Origin of the sequence: Bacillus sp. 7894-2, from assembly GCF_002272225.1 — a bacterium.
Taxonomy (GTDB): domain Bacteria; phylum Bacillota; class Bacilli; order Bacillales; family Cytobacillaceae; genus Cytobacillus.
Map to the genome: position 1 here is coordinate 112,638 of NZ_NPDG01000058.1, position 17,480 is coordinate 130,117.

Below are 17,480 nucleotides of genomic sequence, written 5' to 3' on the forward strand. Positions count from 1 at the left end.
TTACTTAAATTTATCTTGGGAAAAATAAGGAAAAGGAGGGAGGCGGTATTTTTCCAGAATGATAAAATGATTAAAAAGGGTTAGGGGCATGAAAGAACCTTATGACCCGAAATATCAAGAATGAGATTCAAAGTTGGGTAGTCTGGAGTGAAACTTTATTCATTTGTCCACTGATAAAATGGATTGAAAAAAGTTACAGTTCAAAAGGCGCTTTCTCAGGATTTCTTCAAATTTAATGCTAAAGAACCAGATTATTTTGAGATATAGGATAAACGAACAGGATTTGATATTATGGATTGCTTTATAGAAGATTTAAATATTTTACATAAACAATGCAAAAGTGTTTCTTTTCTTATTCTTATTCGTCTAATAATATGCGAGGGGGCGCCACAATGGAGAGAATATCGGCAGAAGTGTTTGAAGATATATACAGCGAGTACAGCGATCGAATTTATGGATACATATTTCTTCTCGTAAATGATAAAGAAGTGGCGGAAGATCTGACACAGGACACCTTTATCAAAGCCTACAAATATATGAATCAATTTAATGGGGAGTCCCAGATTTTTACGTGGCTTGTCAGGATATCAAGAAATGTAGCCATTGATTATTTGCGCAAAAAAAGCAGATTCAAATTTTTCTCAATAGAAAAATTCCAGCTCCAATCAGATGAAGATACTCCTACAGAGATAATGATTAAGGGTGAAAAAGTGACACTCTTATATGAAGCAATCCGCCATTTGAAGTTGAGCTACCAAGAAGTGCTGATTTTGAGAAAAATAAAGGAGTTTTCCATAAGGGAAACGGCTGAAATCTTGAATTGGTCCGAAAATAAAGTGAAAATCACCACATCCAGGGCACTCGCAGCGCTAAAAAAAGAATTGCAGAAAAGGGGGGAAATCCATGAAGAGCTCATTCGGATCCGATAATTCCTTTCGAGAATTGGGACGTATTCCGCGGTCTCAAAAGCAAAAGCAGGAGAGTCTGCAAAAAATATTGAGGAGCATAGAGGAAAAACCTAAAAGAAAGAAAGCTATTTTCCCGAGATTTTTATCTGCTGCCGCTGTAATGGCTGCTTGTGTTATGTTCGCTTTCATTATTTTTTCTGAGGATTCTATGACAAGAGGCAGCAGCAGTTCAGAGATGCTTGGAAACAGCTTTATAAGTCAAACCACTATTGCTATATCAGAAACCGAGAAATCCTTCTCTGCCGATGGAAAGTATACGGCTGAAACCGCGACAGTAAAAGATCCAAAGTGGGAAAAAACGGCAAGAAATGCGATAAATTCGGCAATCCCTTCAGAGGCAGTCATTGATGCCAAACCAATCTATGATATCCAATTTAATTTAAAGGGAAAAGAACCGGTAAAGATGAAAGTCTGGAACGAGCAAGGCGAAGTTTACTTTAAGCTAATTGACAGTGAAGAAATTTATTCAGTTCCTGCCGGAGAAGGTGCCATATTTATCGAGTCTTTAGAGGCAATCGCACAAAGCATTCAGAACACTCCTTAATTTGACTCCTGTAAGGGGTTCGAATATCGCATCAGGCACGAAAGGATAACAAAAACGGCTAAGCGATTCGCTTAGCCGTTCTTTTCATTGTATAGGGCAATAGGTTCTCCATTCTCCGTCAACGCACACCTTATGGCGGGGAACATAGCATTCAATGACCACAGAATCCGGATTCAGCCCGTTTTCTTCAAGCTGGAATGATACTGAAGCTTCAGACTCAGTGTTAGCGGATGAGCAGGGATATCCGCCGCGCCATTCATACTTTGTACAGTAGTAGCATAGCTGGGCGGATGCTGTGGCTTTATCGGAAGAAACTGTTTTGCTTTTGGCCGCTTCTTTAATCAGCTGTGTTTTTTTCAATTCTACTTCTGTTAAATAATCAGTAAAGGTGCGGTTTTTGGATATATCTATTTTTGTCTCCTTTTCAGACTTCAAGTCTTTTACGTAAAAAGCCTGTTCCTCAATAAGCCTGCTGTAATCAACCAGCCACACTTTTAATCCCTTCCCGGACTCAAAGGAGAATGATAGAAGGGATGAGAAATTTACAAGAGCTTTTTCATCTAAGGAAATGTTTTTTTCGTTGTATTCAATTTCATATTGCACTGTCCAGCCATATTGTTTTCCTTTTTCATCAATAAGAGCTTTTGGCTGGGTGGAGGCATCTTTTAATATAGAAGCTTTGAATTCCTTAAACTCATCAGATTTTAACACGGATTTCATGAAATCTTTCTCAGTCAAACCTGCCGAATTACTTTTGGGCTGTGCAGAAACATTGCCTGAGAAAACTAGTAAAATAGTCAAGAATAAGAAAATATACTTTTTCATCACATACCTCCTAAAAGTATTGTCCAATATAAGATTAACCTATATTTCCATAATTAGGAATGGTGCGATGTGATTATATACGGCTGGTATATTTTAACTAGTCTGACTAAAATGACAGCTCTTTCAGTGCATGATGGATGCTTCTTTTGCATTCAAGGAAATTTTCATCCAGGAAAATTTCCTCCATTCGCGGCCGCCCAAAAGGCACTGTATATTCCTGAAGCACTTTAGCAGGCTTGCTGCCGAGTATTAATATTCGATCAGAGAGGTAAATGGCTTCTTCGATATTGTGAGTGACAAACAGAATCGTCGGCTTATGTTCATTCCAAATATCGAGAAGCCATTTCTGCATATCAAGACGGGTAAGCTCATCCAAAGCTGAAAAAGGTTCATCCAGCAGTATGATTGGCTGCGGGCTTAATAGTGCCCGGATAAAGGCGGCCCTTTGCTTCATGCCTCCTGATAATTCATGCGGAAATGCATTTTCATAGTCACCGAGTCCCGCTTTTTGAAGCATTTTTCTGGCTGCTTCCGGATTCGCTGTCCCCATAATTTCCTGGCCAAGCAGTACATTCTGAAGGATGGTTCTCCATGGCAACAGGGAAGGTGTCTGGGGCATATAGCTGATTGAACCGCGTTTGCCGGTGATCTCAACATTCCCAAGAGTTATGGACCCTTCATCAGGCAGGAGAATCCCGCCAATCAGGTTAAAGATGGTGCTCTTTCCGCTGCCTGATGGACCTAAAATCGAAACAAACTCTCCTTCATTTACTTGAAAACTCAAATTGCTTAAAACCTGATTTGAATCGAAACTTTTCGTTAGAGAATTAACCGCTAATTGTATCATTTCCCGTCACTCTCCCTGGACTTCCATTTAATAAGCAAACGTTCTGCCAGTAATATTCCTCCAAAAAGCAGCAAACTTAACAGCATAATCGCAAGTATGGCTACAAAAACACGGTCTGTCCGAAATGAAGAAGAGGCTAGAGTCATATAAACCCCTATTCCGGCTTTAGCTCCGAGCCATTCAGATATTACAGCACCCATCACACTATAGGTTGCAGAGATCTTTAGCCCGGAGAATAAAGATGGAAGGGAATGGGGAAGCTCAAGCTTCCAAAAAAGCTGTCCTTTGCCGGCCCCTGCCATCAGCATATAATGCCTGAGTTCTCCCGGAGTCTGCCGAAAACCATCCAATGCTGCAACAGTAATGGGGAAGAAGCATACCAGCGTAATGACAATAAGCTTTGGAAGAAGGCCAAATCCAAACCAGACAACCAGCAGAGGAGCCAGAACAATTATTGGCACATTCTGTGAAAGGATGAGGAGAGGGTAAACAGACTCCCTAATAAAAGGTAATAAGTGCAGTATTACAGCTGTAAGCAATCCGAATGCAGTGCCAATCGCAAATCCCCAAAGGGAAAGCTGGACTGTCGATTGAAGATGCGGGCGGAAGCCATCCCAGCCCAAAACCGCCTCCTGAATGATATCTGTTGGTGGAGGCAGGAGCCATGCAGGGACTCCTGCCAGATTTACCGCCAGCTCCCAAAAAATGAATAAAAGGAGGAGAACCGCAGCCGGCCTCCATCCTTTCCTTAGCACATTGATCATGGACGGTACTTCTCCGTTAAATCACTCATTTCAATACCATCGGGCTGATAGAGTATCTTAACCTGTGAGATTACATTGCTGCTTCCTATTTCAATCATTTTTCTGTTCATGTCAGCAATGATTTTCAGTAAATGTTCTAAATCGCCTTCCATCGTTGTTTCGAGGGGATGCACTTCGTACTTAACGCCGGATTGCTGAATGATACTGATTGCTTCATCAACGTAAGGAATAACACTTTCCCCATCTTTTGTTTTTGGTATGATTTGAATGCTTACAAGTGCGTTTGCCATTTCATAAACTCTCCTTATTCCGGCAGGAAGTCATTTGTAAATGCTTTGCCGGCATCTAATTCTTTATCTAAAAGACCATTTTCATGCATCCAGTCTGCATAGTTTTCCCAGACCTCAAGCTTTTGTTCTCCCCATCTGGGAGCATCGTCCTGATAGCGCGGGGATAGCCACTCCTGACTCTTTTTGACCAATTCGCTATCCAGGTCTGGAGCATTCTTTAACAGAATATCAGCTGCTTCGCCCGGCTTGTCGATTGCAAATTCATATCCTTTAGCTGCAGCATTTACAAATGCTTTGACAGTTTCCGGATCATCTTCAATCATTTTTTCACTGGTAGCGAGAACAGGCGTGTAGTAATCCAGTTTTTCTGAGTAGTCTGTGAGGTAGACCATATTAATCTTTTCCCCCCGAAGCTCAGCTTCTACACCTGTCCATCCGTAATAAATCCATGCGAAGTCTATATCTCTTTTAACCGCCGTAAAAAAGTCTGCATCTCCCATGTTAACTATTGACACCTTTTCCGCATCCGCATTTTCCTTTTTCATTAGGGAGTCAATTACTGATTTTTCTAAAGGAGCTCCCCACCCGCCATACGTTTTTCCTTCAAAGTCTTTCGGTGATTTAATGTTTTTTTCGACAGGGGATGCAAAACCGGAAGTATTGTGCTGAATGACAGCCGCTATTGATACCAGCGGCACACCCTGTACACGGGCTTCTGTAATGCTTTCCTGATAGCTGACACCGAAATCAGCCTTGCCTGATGCCGTCAATTGATCTGCACCTGCTTCGCCTGGCATGATAATTTCGACATCGAGCCCTTCTTCTTTAAAATAGCCTTTTTCTTTTGCGGCATATAAGCCGGTATGATTGGTATTGGGTGTCCAATCCAGTACGACAGTAACTTCTTTCAATTCTTGTTTGCTGCCTGCATCTTCATTTCCAGTTTCAGCATTCTGACCGCTGCCGGCACAGCCGGTTAGCAGCAGCAGCGCAGAAATAGCTGCTAAACATTTTTTCATAGAGAAACCCCCCAGAAGCTTTTATGTAATAAGGAAAGTTGATATTAGTCTGCCCTGAAAAAATAAAAAACGCCCCGGCATAAAACCGGGACGCATATAAAAAACATTTTAATATGTTTAAGAATATGTTCCCTACGCCGGTATTAGCCAGATCAGGTTCAAAGGGTCAGCATCTTAAGGATGAAGTCTCAACCGGCACACCGGTTCCCCTACATTTCTTGCTATTTAATTTTAAAAGGCATGAATACTTTCCTTGATTTATTATAGCAGACAATATCAAAATGGACACCATTTGAAAGTTATTTCATTTCAATAGTCCGGCTTTCTTTCCAGGTTTTGAATTTCTCAAGTTCACCTGTAATCTGGCTGACGGCAAAACCAAGTACTGCTGCATCATCAAGAATACCCATTCCAATTAAAAAGTCTGGAACCAGGTCGATAGGAGAGACAAAGTATAGGATGGATGCAATAATAAAGATAATTGATTTTTTGGAGATATGCCGGTAATCGCCTTTTGACCATGCCTTAACTAAATCGATCAGCAGCTGAAACTTTTCCCATATATCACTTAACGAAGATTTGTTTTTCTCAGCTTTAAGTGTAGCCTTGTTTAGCAGACCTTTTGTTTTTTCAGGATCCTCCGCATAACGTTTTGCCCTGGAAGAAAATTTTTTATAGCCGTCCTTATAATCTTTCGTTTCTATGTCAGGCATAGCCATCACTCCTATATTGATAATTCGTAAAACAGTTATAATCTATTATTTACCGCATACCTGACATGACATAAACATTTAACCAGGAGAAAAAAATGGAAAAAGCAGTACGGCAGATTTTTATTATAGATTTTATAAAAATATCTCATACTATGATTTTATGAGCCAATCCCCTATAATGGACAATGAACATGATTACTGCTGTTTCAAGCGATATGATATATAAGGAGTGTTCAGCATGTTATCAAACATCGGTATTCCAGGCTTAATTCTCATCCTGGTTCTTGCTCTTATTATTTTTGGTCCTAAAAAACTTCCTGAAATAGGGAGAGCATTCGGGGAGACCTTAAAAGAATTTAAGAAATCTACCCGTGATCTCACTAAAGATGATGATGATGATAATGATAAAAGAAAATAGCCTACTGGTTTAGAACCGGCTTTGCAGACGATTAGTCTCGAAGCCGGTTTTTCTTTTTTATGGCTTTCAAACCGAGTGAATGGGTATATAAAAGAAGGAAAATAAAAAATAGTTGACTAACATGTATATACAGGATAAAATGAAAGCGTAAACAGTTCATGTATATACAAGTTAGTTTGTGTGTAATGGATAGATTTATAAAAATCGAGAACGATAAATGAGAACCTTAAAACTGTTTTTTTCTTTAATATGAAAACGGTAACAGGAGGAGAGCGTAGAATGGCCACAAATAAAGAGTCAGCAGAGCAAATCGTAGAAGCTATCGGGGGCAGGGATAATATCGCTGCGGCCACTCATTGTGTAACAAGGCTGCGTTTTGCATTAAAAGATGAAGGAAAAGTCAATAAAGAAAAGCTCGAAGATATTGATATTGTAAAAGGTTCATTTTCCACCAATGGACAATTCCAGGTTGTGATTGGACAAGGCCTCGTTGATAAAGTATATAAAGAAATGACAGATACAACCGGTATTGGTGAATCGTCAAAAGAAGAGACCAAAAGTGCAGCTGCCGAAAACTTAAATCCCCTGCAGCGTGGAATTAAAACACTGGCTGATATTTTTATTCCTATCCTCCCGGCTATCGTAACAGCTGGTTTGCTGATGGGAATCAACAACATTATGACAGCCCCGGATATTTTCTTCGATGATAAGTCGTTTGTTGATGTTTATACAAACTGGGCTGATCTGGCGAGCATCATTAACCTGATTGCCAATACGGCTTTCGTATTTCTTCCAGGCCTGATTGGATGGAGTGCTGTAAACCGGTTTGGCGGCAGTCCGCTTCTTGGTATGGTGCTTGGTTTGATGCTGGTGCACCCTGATCTTTTAAATGCATGGGGCTATGGTGCAGCAGAGGAAGTCCCGAAGTGGAATTTATTTGGTCTTGAAATTGAAAAAGTAGGTTACCAGGGCCAAGTGTTGCCTGTATTATTTGCTTCATATGTTTTGGCTAAGATAGAAGTATTTCTGCGAAAAAGAATTCCTGATGCGTTTCAGCTTCTGACTGTCGCGCCAATCGCTTTGCTTATTACCGGATTTCTTTCTTTTATTGCCATCGGACCAATTACATTCACGATTGGCAGCTGGATTACAAATGGGGTTGTCGGAATCTTTGATGCTGTTCCGGCCCTTGGAGGCTTGATTTACGGAGGATTATATGCACCTCTTGTTATCACTGGCATGCATCATACATTCCTGGCAGTCGATCTTCAGCTAATCGGCAGCATTGGCGGCACGTTTTTGTGGCCGATGGTGGCACTATCCAATATTGCACAGGGTTCAGCCGCTTTTGCCATGATGCTGTTAAGCAAAGGGAACGAAAAGCTGAAAGGGCTTGCGCTCACTTCTTCCATTTCAGCGTGGCTGGGTGTAACGGAGCCGGCGATGTTTGGGGTTAATCTTCGCTTTAAGTATCCGTTCTTTGCAGCGATTATTGGGTCAGCTGCAGCAGGCATATTCATCACTATAAATGGTGTTAAGGCACCGTCAATTGGAGTAGGCGGCTTGCCGGCATTCTTCTCCATCTTTGCGGAAAACTGGGGTGCTTTCTTTATCGGAATGGGGATTGCCCTAGTTGTGCCGTTTGTATTAACTTTAGCTTTCTCGAAATTTAGAAAAGCTTAAATAAAATGATTGATGCCATGGAGTTCTATGATTCCATGGTATTGCCATTTTTAGGCTTGCTCAATATTTTAATATACCGGAGGTTGCATTATGAAGAAGCAATGGTGGAAAGAGAGTGTAGTTTACCAAATCTACCCTCGAAGCTTCATGGACAGCAATGGAGATGGAATAGGAGATTTAAAGGGAATTATCTCAAGACTTGATTACTTGAAAGAGCTTGGTATTGATGTGGTCTGGCTTTCTCCAGTTTATAAATCACCCAATGATGATAATGGCTATGATATCAGTGATTATCAGGATATTATGCGTGAGTTTGGAACAATGGAGGATTGGGAAGAGCTTCTTGGAGAGCTGCATACAAGAGGCATCAAACTCATTATGGATCTGGTAGTGAACCATAGTTCAGACGAGCATATCTGGTTTTCAGAAGCAAGGAAATCGAAAGATAATCCATACAGGGACTACTATATATGGCGTGAAGGAAAAAGTGGAAAGGAGCCGAATAACTGGGGCAGCAATTTCGGCGGATCTGCCTGGGAGCTTGACGAAAGTACAGGAGAATATTATTTGCATCTGTTTTCAAAAAAACAGCCTGACCTCAACTGGGAGAATCCGAAACTGAGAAAAGAAATTTACGACATGATGACCTGGTGGCTTGAAAAAGGGATTGACGGGTTCAGAATGGATGTAGTCAACTTTATCTCCAAAGTGGAGGGACTTCCAGATGATGAACCAAAGCCAGGGAAGAAATATGCTTCTGGAAGCAAGTATTATCGAAACGGCCCAAAAATTCATGAATACCTGCAGGAGATGAATGAAAAGGCCTTATCGAAGTATGATGTAATGACTGTCGGTGAAATGCCTGGTGTAAATCCGGAGTGGGCTCGGCAGTATACAGGTGAATCACGCAATGAGTTAAATATGGTCTTCCAGTTTGAACATGTTAGTCTCGATAACGGGCCAAATGGCAAATGGGACCTCAAACCCCTTGATCTTTTTGATCTAAAAACAAATCTGACCAAATGGCAAAATGAACTGGATGAGGTTGGCTGGAACAGTCTTTATTTTAATAATCATGATCAGCCGCGCTCTGTTTCAAGATTCGGGAATGATGGAGAGTATTGGGATAAGTCAGCAAAGATGCTGGCAACATTGCTGCATATGATGAAGGGAACTCCATATATTTATCAGGGCGAAGAAATCGGAATGACGAATGTCCGTTTCTCAAGCATTGATGAATACAGAGATATAGAAACACTTAACTTTTATAAAGAAGCTCTTAACGATGGCTGGACAGAGGAAAAAGCACTGAAGGCCATCTATGCAAAAGGGCGTGACAATGCTAGAACGCCAATGCAATGGGATTCTTCCAGGCACGGAGGATTTACGGAAGGAACTCCATGGATAAAAGTAAATCCTAACTATAAAGACATTAATGTCGAAAAGGCCATGAAAAACCCTGACTCTGTTTTTCATTATTATAAAAAGCTTATAGAAATCAGGAAGAAAAATGAAATTATTATTTACGGAAAGTATAACCTTATACTCGATCAACATCCCGAAATCTACGCCTATACAAGAACACTCGGCAATCAGACTCTTCTTGTCATGTGCAACTTCTATGGCGGAAACACTGAAGCAGAACTCCCTGCAGACCTCCAGCAGAAAAAATTTGAACCGCTGATTGGGAATTACAATGAAATACAAATTGGCAGAACCATAAAACTTCGTCCATACGAAACTCAGGTGCTTCTCTTTAACAGCTAAAAGAAAAGCATTATTCTAAATAAACTAAAACAGGGTGATTCTAAATGAAACAACCATGGTGGAAAAAAGCAGTAGTTTATCAAATTTATCCGAAAAGCTTTAACGACACGACAGGAAATGGAGTTGGAGACATTCCTGGAATTATTGCCAAGCTTGATTACTTAAAAGAATTAGGTGTGGACGTCGTCTGGCTGACACCCATTTATAAATCTCCGCAGCGTGATAACGGATATGACATCAGCGACTATTTCAGCATCCATGAGGAATATGGAACAATGGCAGACTTTGATAAGCTACTTGAAGAAGCCCATAACCGGGACATGAAAATCATTATGGATATTGTTGTTAACCATACTTCCACTGAACATCAATGGTTCCAGGAAGCAAAAAAATCAAAAGACAATCCATACCGCGATTTTTATATCTGGAAAGATCCAAAGGAAGGTGGAAGCGAGCCGACAAACTGGGAATCCAAATTCGGCGGAAATGCATGGCAATATGATGAAGCAACCGGCCAATACTATCTTCATCTTTTTGATGTTACACAGGCTGATTTAAATTGGGAAAATGAAGACCTTCGCCGCAAAGTGTATGACATGATGGAATTCTGGTTTAAAAAAGGTGTAGATGGCTTTAGACTTGATGTAATCAATCTGATTTCCAAAGATCAGGATTTTCCGGATGATGACGGCTCTGTACCTCCGGGCGACGGAAGAAAATTCTATACCGATGGCCCTCGTGTTCACGAATTTATGCATGAAATGAATGATAAAGTATTCTCAAAGTACGATAGTATGACAGTTGGGGAAATGTCATCCACTACAATTGATCATTGTATAAAGTATTCCAACCCCGAGCGGGAAGAATTAAGTATGACTTTCAACTTTCATCATTTAAAAGTCGACTACCCTAATGGAGAGAAATGGGCACTCGCTGATTTTGATTTTACGGCATTAAAGCAAATTTTATCCAAATGGCAAACTGAAATGCACAATGGGGGAGGCTGGAATGCTTTATTCTGGTGCAATCATGATCAGCCTCGTGTTGTATCAAGGTATGGTGATGACAAATACTATCATCGTGAATCTGCTAAAATGCTGGCTACAGCCATCCATATGATGCAGGGAACTCCTTATATTTATCAGGGAGAAGAGTTTGGCATGACAAACCCCGGGTTTGAGAGGATTGAAGAATATAGAGATGTAGAATCACTGAATGTTCATTCTATTCTTAAGGAAAAGGGAATGGCAGAAGAAGAAATAATTAACATTCTCAAAAGCAAATCTCGCGATAATTCCCGGACGCCTGTTCAGTGGAATAGTACCGAAAATGCCGGATTCTCCGATGGAATCCCATGGATTCATGTCGCATCCAATTTCAGGGAAATCAATGCCGAAAACGCATTGAAGGACGAGAATTCTATTTTCTATCATTATAAAAAGCTGATCCAGCTTCGAAAGCAGTACGATATCATCACCTATGGTGATTATGAACTCATTTCTGAATATCATCCTGATGTATTTGCTTATGTTCGAAATGGTGATAATGAAAAACTGTTGGTCGTAAATAATTTTTATGGGAAAGAAACAACCTTTACCCTTCCTGAACACATTCAAGCAGATGAATATAAAGCAGATATTTTACTTGCCAATTATAAGCAGTCACCTTCTGCTGCGGAGACCATCCAGTTAAGGCCATATGAATCGGTTATCTATTATTTTAAGAAATAAAAAAAATCCTCCCGGCCTGCGGGAGGATTTTCCATATTTCATAGTTCATTAAAACAGCATTCCGGCTATGGCGGCACTTAGCATAGATGCCAAAGCACCCGCAGCAACTGCCTTTAAACCAAGCCGTGCAATGTCCTGCCTGCGGTTCGGGGCCAATCCGCCAAGTCCTCCCAGCAGGATGCCCAATGAGGAAATATTGGCAAATCCGCAAAGGGCGAAGCTTACGATCGCCACCGTTTTATCAGATAAAGTCGGGATATCCGGTGCAAAAGCAGAATAAGCAACAAACTCATTCAAAATTAACTTCTGGCCAATATAATTTCCTGCCTGTACGGCTTCTGACCATGGAACTCCTATAGCAAACGCGAGCGGAGAGAACACATATCCAAGTATGATTTCGAGCGTCAGGCCTTCCAGCCCGAATAACCCTCCAACCCATCCAAGAAGCCCGTTAATTAAAGCAACCAAAGCAATAAAGGCCAGCAGCATTGCGCCGATATTTAAAGCGAGCTCCAGTCCGACACTTGCTCCTTTTGCCGCTGCATCAATGACATTTGCAGAATCGCTATCCACTTCCATCTCAAATTCTTTAGGCTCTTCTTTATCTTCCGTTTCCGGAAGCATAACTTTGGCCAGGACCAAACCGGCAGGTGCAGCCATAAAGCTTGCTGCCAGCAGATATTCAAGAGGCACACCCAATAAGGAATACCCGATCAAAACAGATCCTGCCACAGAAGCAAGGCCTCCTGTCATAACTGCAAACAACTCGGATTTTGTCATATTGGCGATAAATGGGCGGATTACAAGAGGAGCTTCAGTCTGGCCAACGAATATATTGGCTGCTGCAGACATGGATTCCGCTTTTCTAGTCCCTAGAAGCTTAGCCAGTCCCCCGCCGAGGATCTTAATGAAAAACTGCATAATCCTTAAGTAATAAAGAACGGAAATCAGTGATGAAAAAAAGATTACAACAGGCAAAACCTGAAGTGCAAAAACGAAGGTAATGCCTGATTCATCTGTAAAAAGGCCGCCAAATAAGAAATTTATTCCCTGATTGGCGTAATTGATTATATCGTTTACCTTCATTGTGAGCCATTCCAATCCCTTTCTGCCGCCTTCCCACTTTAAAACGAGAAAGGCGAAAATCAGTTGAATGGCAAGCCCTCCCGCAACTGTTCTTACACTTATCGCCCTTCTATTGCTTGAAAGCAGGAAGGCTATTCCTAAAACGACAATGATTCCGAATATCCCCCAAACAAAATTCATGTTTACACCTCTTCACTATGTAGTAGTGTTTCCTGGCATTAATCCTATTTCCTTGAGAAACTGCTTGTAAATCCAATAGTTCTATTATGCGCAAAAGGAATAAATTCATGAAAATACTAAGCATGAAATAAATGATGGGGATAAACGAAAAAAGATGAGCACACCGCTCATCTTTCTGTGTTTTTTTCAATATATTCGAATAAAAATGACTGGCCGTTTCTGTAAAAGCGGGGATCGTAGAGCCCTAGCCTTTCATCATCATCAACGAGAACCACAAATGGGGACCATTCATAAAGAGTTTTAGCTTCAGGAGCTTGCGAAAACAACTTGTCCAAATCCGCTGTTTCTTTTGATTGAAGCACATATTGGGTTCTCTTTTCGGTGAAAAGAGTATCATTGAATATGGTCACTTCGTCATCTTTCTTTGTAATAACGGAATAAGACCACGGGATAAAATCTGCCGATAGTGCAACTTGTTCATAGTAATCATCATACTGTTTATAAATGAGATATCCCTGTGTGCTTTGAATTACCACATGAAGAAGCATAAAAGCCCATGCTAATTTAAAATAGTAAGGGGATTTAGATTTATTCCTTTTTGTAAAGAAATAGGCTGCTCCCATTATGATCCAAAACACCAAATCAACAATTGGAATCGTACCAAAAGTAACCCTCATAGTTGAAAATGGCTCCAAATAACCTGTGCCCCATGCATTAAATAAATCGCTGGTATTATGTATGAAAACTGCAAGCCATCCCAGCAGAAAAAGCTTCTTATCCTTGACTCTGAAAAGCAGGAAGGACAGCAGCAAAAACAGCAGGGCCCAAACCGGGGTAAGGAAAACGGAATGGGTAATCCCCCTGTGCCACATCTGATAAAGTCCTTCTGTATCCCAGAAGCGAGAGATGACATCAATATCCGGAATTTGGCTTGTCCCTACAGCGGTTAGCAAATACGCTCTTTTGGATTTTTTATCCATGTTGCGTTTATCAACTGCTCCATATAGGCTCAAGCCGAATAGAGTATGAGTAATTGTATCCATTTTAAACCCCTTTTTTGCATTTAGTTTCCCTATTATAAGCCTGAAAAAGATTTATAAAAAGAAATATGCAATTTTAAATGCGTTGCAAACTTGACTTGAGAGCGATAAAATTGAAGGTATTGCAATAATTAGTGACACATTGATTGCTTGGTCAACAAATTTTCATATAAGTAAGTGAGGAACGAATATGTCCAAAAATTTTAAAGAAGAAGTTTTATCCCGCCGCACGTTCGCGATTATTTCCCATCCGGATGCCGGTAAAACGACGCTTACCGAAAAGCTCTTATTATTCGGTGGTGCCATTCGTGATGCAGGTACAGTTAAAGGGAAGAAGACAGGCAAATATGCGACAAGTGACTGGATGGAGATTGAGAAGCAGCGTGGAATTTCTGTAACCTCCAGTGTGATGCAGTTTGAATATGAGGGAGCACGTGTAAATATTCTAGACACGCCTGGTCACCAGGATTTCAGTGAAGATACATATCGCACGCTGACAGCCGTTGACAGTGCCGTTATGATCATCGACTCAGCTAAAGGGATCGAGGAGCAGACACTTAAATTATTCAAGGTCTGCCGCATGAGAGGAATTCCGATATTTACTTTTATGAATAAGCTTGACCGTCAGGGAAAAGCACCCCTTGAGCTCCTTGCTGAATTGGAAGAAGTTATGGGAATTGAATCTTACCCAATGAACTGGCCTATTGGGATGGGAAAAGAATTCCTGGGGATTTATGATCGGTTTAATAATCGAATTGAGCAATTCAGAGTAGAGGAAGAGGACCGCTTTATTTCCTTAAATCAGGAAGGTGAAATAGAGGGCAACCATTCCATTAAGGATTCTGGACTATATGATCAGACGCTTGAAGAGATTATGCTGTTAAATGAAGCAGGCAATGAGTTTTCAAGAGAGAGAATTGCAAATGGAGAACTGACACCTGTGTTTTTTGGAAGCGCACTGACCAACTTTGGTGTACAGACTTTCCTTGAGTCTTACCTGCAATTTGCACCGCCGCCGCAGCCGAGAAATTCGACTGCAGGGGAAATTGATCCGCTTTCAGAAGAATTCTCTGGCTTTATATTTAAAATCCAGGCCAATATGAACCCTGCACATCGCGACAGGATTGCATTCTTAAGAATTTGTTCAGGCCAATTTGAGCGGGGCATGGCTGTGAATATACCTAGAATCGGCAAGTCCATTAAGCTAGCGCAGTCCACTCAATTCATGGCAGATGACAGAAGTACGGTTGATTCTGCAGTAAGCGGAGATATCATCGGAATTTATGATCCGGGAACCTATCAAATAGGCGATACATTAACAGCCGGAAAAAATAACTTCCAATATGAACGTCTCCCTCAATTTACACCTGAGCTTTTTGTTAAAGTTACAGCTAAAAATGTCATGAAGCAAAAACATTTCCATAAAGGCATTCAGCAGCTGGTTCAGGAAGGTGCCATCCAGCTGTTTAAGACAGTCAAAATGGAAGAATACCTCCTGGGTGCAGTGGGACAGCTTCAGTTTGAAGTTTTTGAACACCGCATGAAAAATGAATATAACACAGAAGTATATATGGAAAGGCAGGGCTCCAAGATCGCACGCTGGGTAGAAGGCGATGAGGTCAACGAAAACCTTTCCAGCGGAAGAAGCCTCCTGGTTAAAGATCGGTACGGCAAAAATGTCTTTCTATTTGAAAATGACTTTGCACTCAGATGGTTCCAGGAAAAAAATCCTGATGTAAAACTATATAATCCGATGGACTCGGAATAAAGCTGGCGGCCCTTTATGGGCCGTTTTAGCTTTCCATATATTCCTTCCTCATTACTATTGACATATCTATCAATTGATAATATAGTATTAACACATACGCTTTAACGCTAAAAAGCGTCTAAGTTAAAAAGCAGAAAGTGTAATCTCAATAAAAAATCTTGTCCGCAGCATAAGTAGAGTAATTGCCGGCAGCAACTAGAAACTGGATGGCTGATGAAAATCCAGGCAGCAATGGTCGAAATACAACTGCATCCAATATGGACAATACTTTTTAAGTGGGTAAGCAGCGTTAGCTTATCAATTAGGGTGGTACCGCGGAGCTCCTTCGTCCCTATAGGCGAGAGGGCTCTTTTTGTTTGTATAAATTACAGGCAAATTTAGGAGGAATACATTATGCATCATGATCAGGCAGCGTTAAATTTAAAGCCCATGGAGGCACTCATTGTCACTTTCATCATTTTAGGCGGAATCAGTTATTCGATTATTTTTGCCGGGGCAGTTCCACATATTCCGGTTGTTTTCGCGATAATGGGGTTATTAGCCTACGGTTTAATAAGAAAAGTATCTATAACACAGCTGGAAAAGGGGCTTATTGAAGGTGCCCAGTCCGGATTAGGGGCTATTTTCATCTTTTTTTTAATCGGGATGCTGATAAGCAGCTGGATGGCGAGCGGCACGATTCCTACATTTATCTATATGGCTTTGGAAGCTGTTAATGGAAAGTTCTTTTATGCCATAGTATTTGTGGTAGCATCTGTGATCGGCATGAGCATAGGAAGCTCACTTACAACAGCTGCTACATTGGGAGTGGCCTTTATGGGAGTCAGTTCAGCTTTGGGTCTCTCGGATGCAATTACGGCAGGTGCAGTTATTTCCGGGGCATTTTTTGGAGATAAAATGTCCCCTCTATCCGATACAACAAACCTGGCATCATCGACAGTTAAGGTGGATTTATTTGAGCATATCAAGACGATGGCCTGGACAACAATTCCTTCGTTTATCATTTCACTGGCAATCTTTGCTTTCCTGTCACCATCGGAGGCAGCATCTGATTTCTCAAAGATTGCCCAGCTGAAAAAAACTTTGCTGGATGAGGGGTTGGTACATTGGTACTCCCTCATTCCATTTGCGATTTTGACTATAATGGCCATTAAAAGAGTATCAGCTATTATTACGCTGTCTGCTGGCATAGTATCTGCATTAATCTTAGCCGTTATCGTCCAAAGCAGCTTCAGCTTGGAAAAAGTTATGACATTGCTGTTTTCAGGATATGCTTCAAATAGCGGTTCAGAGGAAGTTGACGCCCTTTTATCAAGAGGCGGCATGGAAAGCATGATGTTTTCGATTTCTTTGGTATTGCTCGCGCTTTCTATGGGCGGTTTATTCTTTAAGCTTGGGATCCTTCCAGCTCTTCTGGAAGGGGTCAAAGGGTTTTTGAATCGGATGTCAGCTCTAGTGGCGGCAGCAGCAGGAACAGCAATCGGGATTAATTTCCTGCTTGGCGAACAGTACTTGTCAATTCTCTTAACAGGAAATGCTTTCAGAGAGCCTTTTGAAAAAGCCGGGCTGCATCCAAAGAATCTTTCCAGAATTCTTGAAGATGCAGGCACGGTAGTAAACCCGTTAGTTCCATGGAGTGTATGCGGAGTATTTCTGACAGGTGTCTTAGGTGTAGAAACAACAGCTTATATGCCATTTGCATTATTCTGTCTGTTCAGTCCTGTAATCACCATTATCTATGGATTTACTGGTTTTAAAATCGAAAAATTATAGAAAAAAGCAGCTGCTTAGGCTGCTTTTTTCTGTGGATAACGAGCTGATGTAATTTTTGTAATTAT

16 protein-coding genes and 1 riboswitch are annotated in these 17,480 nt (G+C 41.0%); of the genes, 8 read left to right on the forward strand and 8 right to left on the reverse strand.

The window, feature by feature from the left end; translation table 11 throughout:
- Positions 1-392 precede the first annotated feature (392 nt).
- Together CHI10_RS09065 and CHI10_RS09070 are read left to right on the forward strand one after the other, a co-directional pair.
- A complete protein-coding gene (locus CHI10_RS09065; RefSeq protein ID WP_095243981.1) occupies positions 393-929 on the forward strand; it encodes an RNA polymerase sigma factor in 537 nt (178 codons plus the stop codon).
- Positions 904-1,512: a hypothetical protein gene (locus tag CHI10_RS09070; RefSeq protein WP_095243982.1), complete on the forward strand. Its 609-nt coding sequence runs from the start codon at positions 904-906 to the stop codon at positions 1,510-1,512. The genes CHI10_RS09065 and CHI10_RS09070 overlap by 26 nt, the downstream gene beginning before the upstream one ends.
- Positions 1,513-1,596: 84 nt before the next feature.
- Here the strand turns inward: CHI10_RS09070 and CHI10_RS09075 are convergent, their stop codons facing one another.
- From CHI10_RS09075 to CHI10_RS09100, 6 genes are all read right to left on the reverse strand, one after another.
- Complete coding sequence (locus tag CHI10_RS09075) at positions 1,597-2,337, reverse strand: hypothetical protein (RefSeq protein ID WP_095243983.1); 741 nt, start codon at positions 2,335-2,337, stop codon at positions 1,597-1,599.
- Positions 2,338-2,443: 106 nt separating this feature from the next.
- A complete protein-coding gene (locus CHI10_RS09080; protein ID WP_095243984.1) occupies positions 2,444-3,184 on the reverse strand; it encodes an ABC transporter ATP-binding protein in 741 nt (246 codons plus the stop codon).
- On the reverse strand, positions 3,181-3,948 hold the full coding sequence (locus CHI10_RS09085) for an ABC transporter permease (protein WP_095243985.1): 768 nt from the start codon (positions 3,946-3,948) through the stop codon (positions 3,181-3,183). Before CHI10_RS09085 ends, CHI10_RS09080 begins: the two co-directional genes overlap by 4 nt.
- The gene (locus CHI10_RS09090; protein WP_095243986.1) at positions 3,945-4,238 is read right to left on the reverse strand and encodes a thiamine-binding protein; all 294 of its coding nucleotides are present in this window, start codon (positions 4,236-4,238) and stop codon (positions 3,945-3,947) included. The genes CHI10_RS09085 and CHI10_RS09090 overlap by 4 nt, the downstream gene beginning before the upstream one ends.
- A gap of 14 nt (positions 4,239-4,252) precedes the next feature.
- Entirely contained in the window at positions 4,253-5,257 is a 1,005-nt protein-coding gene (locus CHI10_RS09095) for an ABC transporter substrate-binding protein (RefSeq protein ID WP_095243987.1), read from the reverse strand.
- A gap of 112 nt (positions 5,258-5,369) precedes the next feature.
- A riboswitch (TPP riboswitch) is annotated at positions 5,370-5,478 on the reverse strand.
- Positions 5,479-5,556: 78 nt separating this feature from the next.
- The gene (locus CHI10_RS09100) at positions 5,557-5,970 is read right to left on the reverse strand and encodes a YkvA family protein (protein WP_095243988.1); all 414 of its coding nucleotides are present in this window, start codon (positions 5,968-5,970) and stop codon (positions 5,557-5,559) included.
- Positions 5,971-6,208: 238 nt separating this feature from the next.
- Between CHI10_RS09100 and tatA the strand changes: the two genes are divergently transcribed.
- The 4 genes from tatA to treC all read left to right on the forward strand — a co-directional run bounded on the left by tatA (position 6,209) and on the right by treC (position 11,568).
- Positions 6,209-6,388: a twin-arginine translocase TatA/TatE family subunit gene (tatA, locus tag CHI10_RS09105; RefSeq protein WP_095243989.1), complete on the forward strand. Its 180-nt coding sequence runs from the start codon at positions 6,209-6,211 to the stop codon at positions 6,386-6,388.
- A 279-nt stretch (positions 6,389-6,667) separates the two neighbouring features.
- A complete protein-coding gene (treP, locus tag CHI10_RS09110) occupies positions 6,668-8,071 on the forward strand; it encodes a PTS system trehalose-specific EIIBC component (RefSeq protein ID WP_095243990.1) in 1,404 nt (467 codons plus the stop codon).
- A 90-nt stretch (positions 8,072-8,161) separates the two neighbouring features.
- Positions 8,162-9,838, forward strand: a complete 1,677-nt coding sequence (locus CHI10_RS09115; RefSeq protein ID WP_095243991.1) for a glycoside hydrolase family 13 protein — start codon at positions 8,162-8,164, stop codon at positions 9,836-9,838.
- Positions 9,839-9,882: 44 nt separating this feature from the next.
- Positions 9,883-11,568, forward strand: coding sequence for an alpha,alpha-phosphotrehalase (gene treC / locus CHI10_RS09120; RefSeq protein WP_095243992.1), 1,686 nt, complete (start codon positions 9,883-9,885; stop codon positions 11,566-11,568).
- 48 nt (positions 11,569-11,616) lie between these two features.
- Here treC and CHI10_RS09125 read toward each other — a convergent pair whose 3' ends face one another.
- Positions 11,617-12,834 carry a NupC/NupG family nucleoside CNT transporter gene (locus tag CHI10_RS09125; RefSeq protein WP_095243993.1) on the reverse strand — a complete coding sequence of 406 codons (1,218 nt, stop codon included), beginning with the start codon at positions 12,832-12,834 and terminating at the stop codon, positions 11,617-11,619.
- Positions 12,835-13,001: 167 nt separating this feature from the next.
- The gene (locus tag CHI10_RS09130; RefSeq protein ID WP_095243994.1) at positions 13,002-13,877 is read right to left on the reverse strand and encodes a metal-dependent hydrolase; all 876 of its coding nucleotides are present in this window, start codon (positions 13,875-13,877) and stop codon (positions 13,002-13,004) included.
- 187 nt (positions 13,878-14,064) lie between these two features.
- Here CHI10_RS09130 and CHI10_RS09135 point away from each other — a divergent pair, with 187 nt between their 5' ends.
- Together CHI10_RS09135 and nhaC are read left to right on the forward strand one after the other, a co-directional pair.
- Positions 14,065-15,642 carry a peptide chain release factor 3 gene (locus tag CHI10_RS09135; RefSeq protein ID WP_095243995.1) on the forward strand — a complete coding sequence of 526 codons (1,578 nt, stop codon included), beginning with the start codon at positions 14,065-14,067 and terminating at the stop codon, positions 15,640-15,642.
- Positions 15,643-16,035: 393 nt separating this feature from the next.
- A complete protein-coding gene (nhaC, locus tag CHI10_RS09140) occupies positions 16,036-17,415 on the forward strand; it encodes a Na+/H+ antiporter NhaC (protein WP_095243996.1) in 1,380 nt (459 codons plus the stop codon).
- Positions 17,416-17,480: the final 65 nt, after the last annotated feature.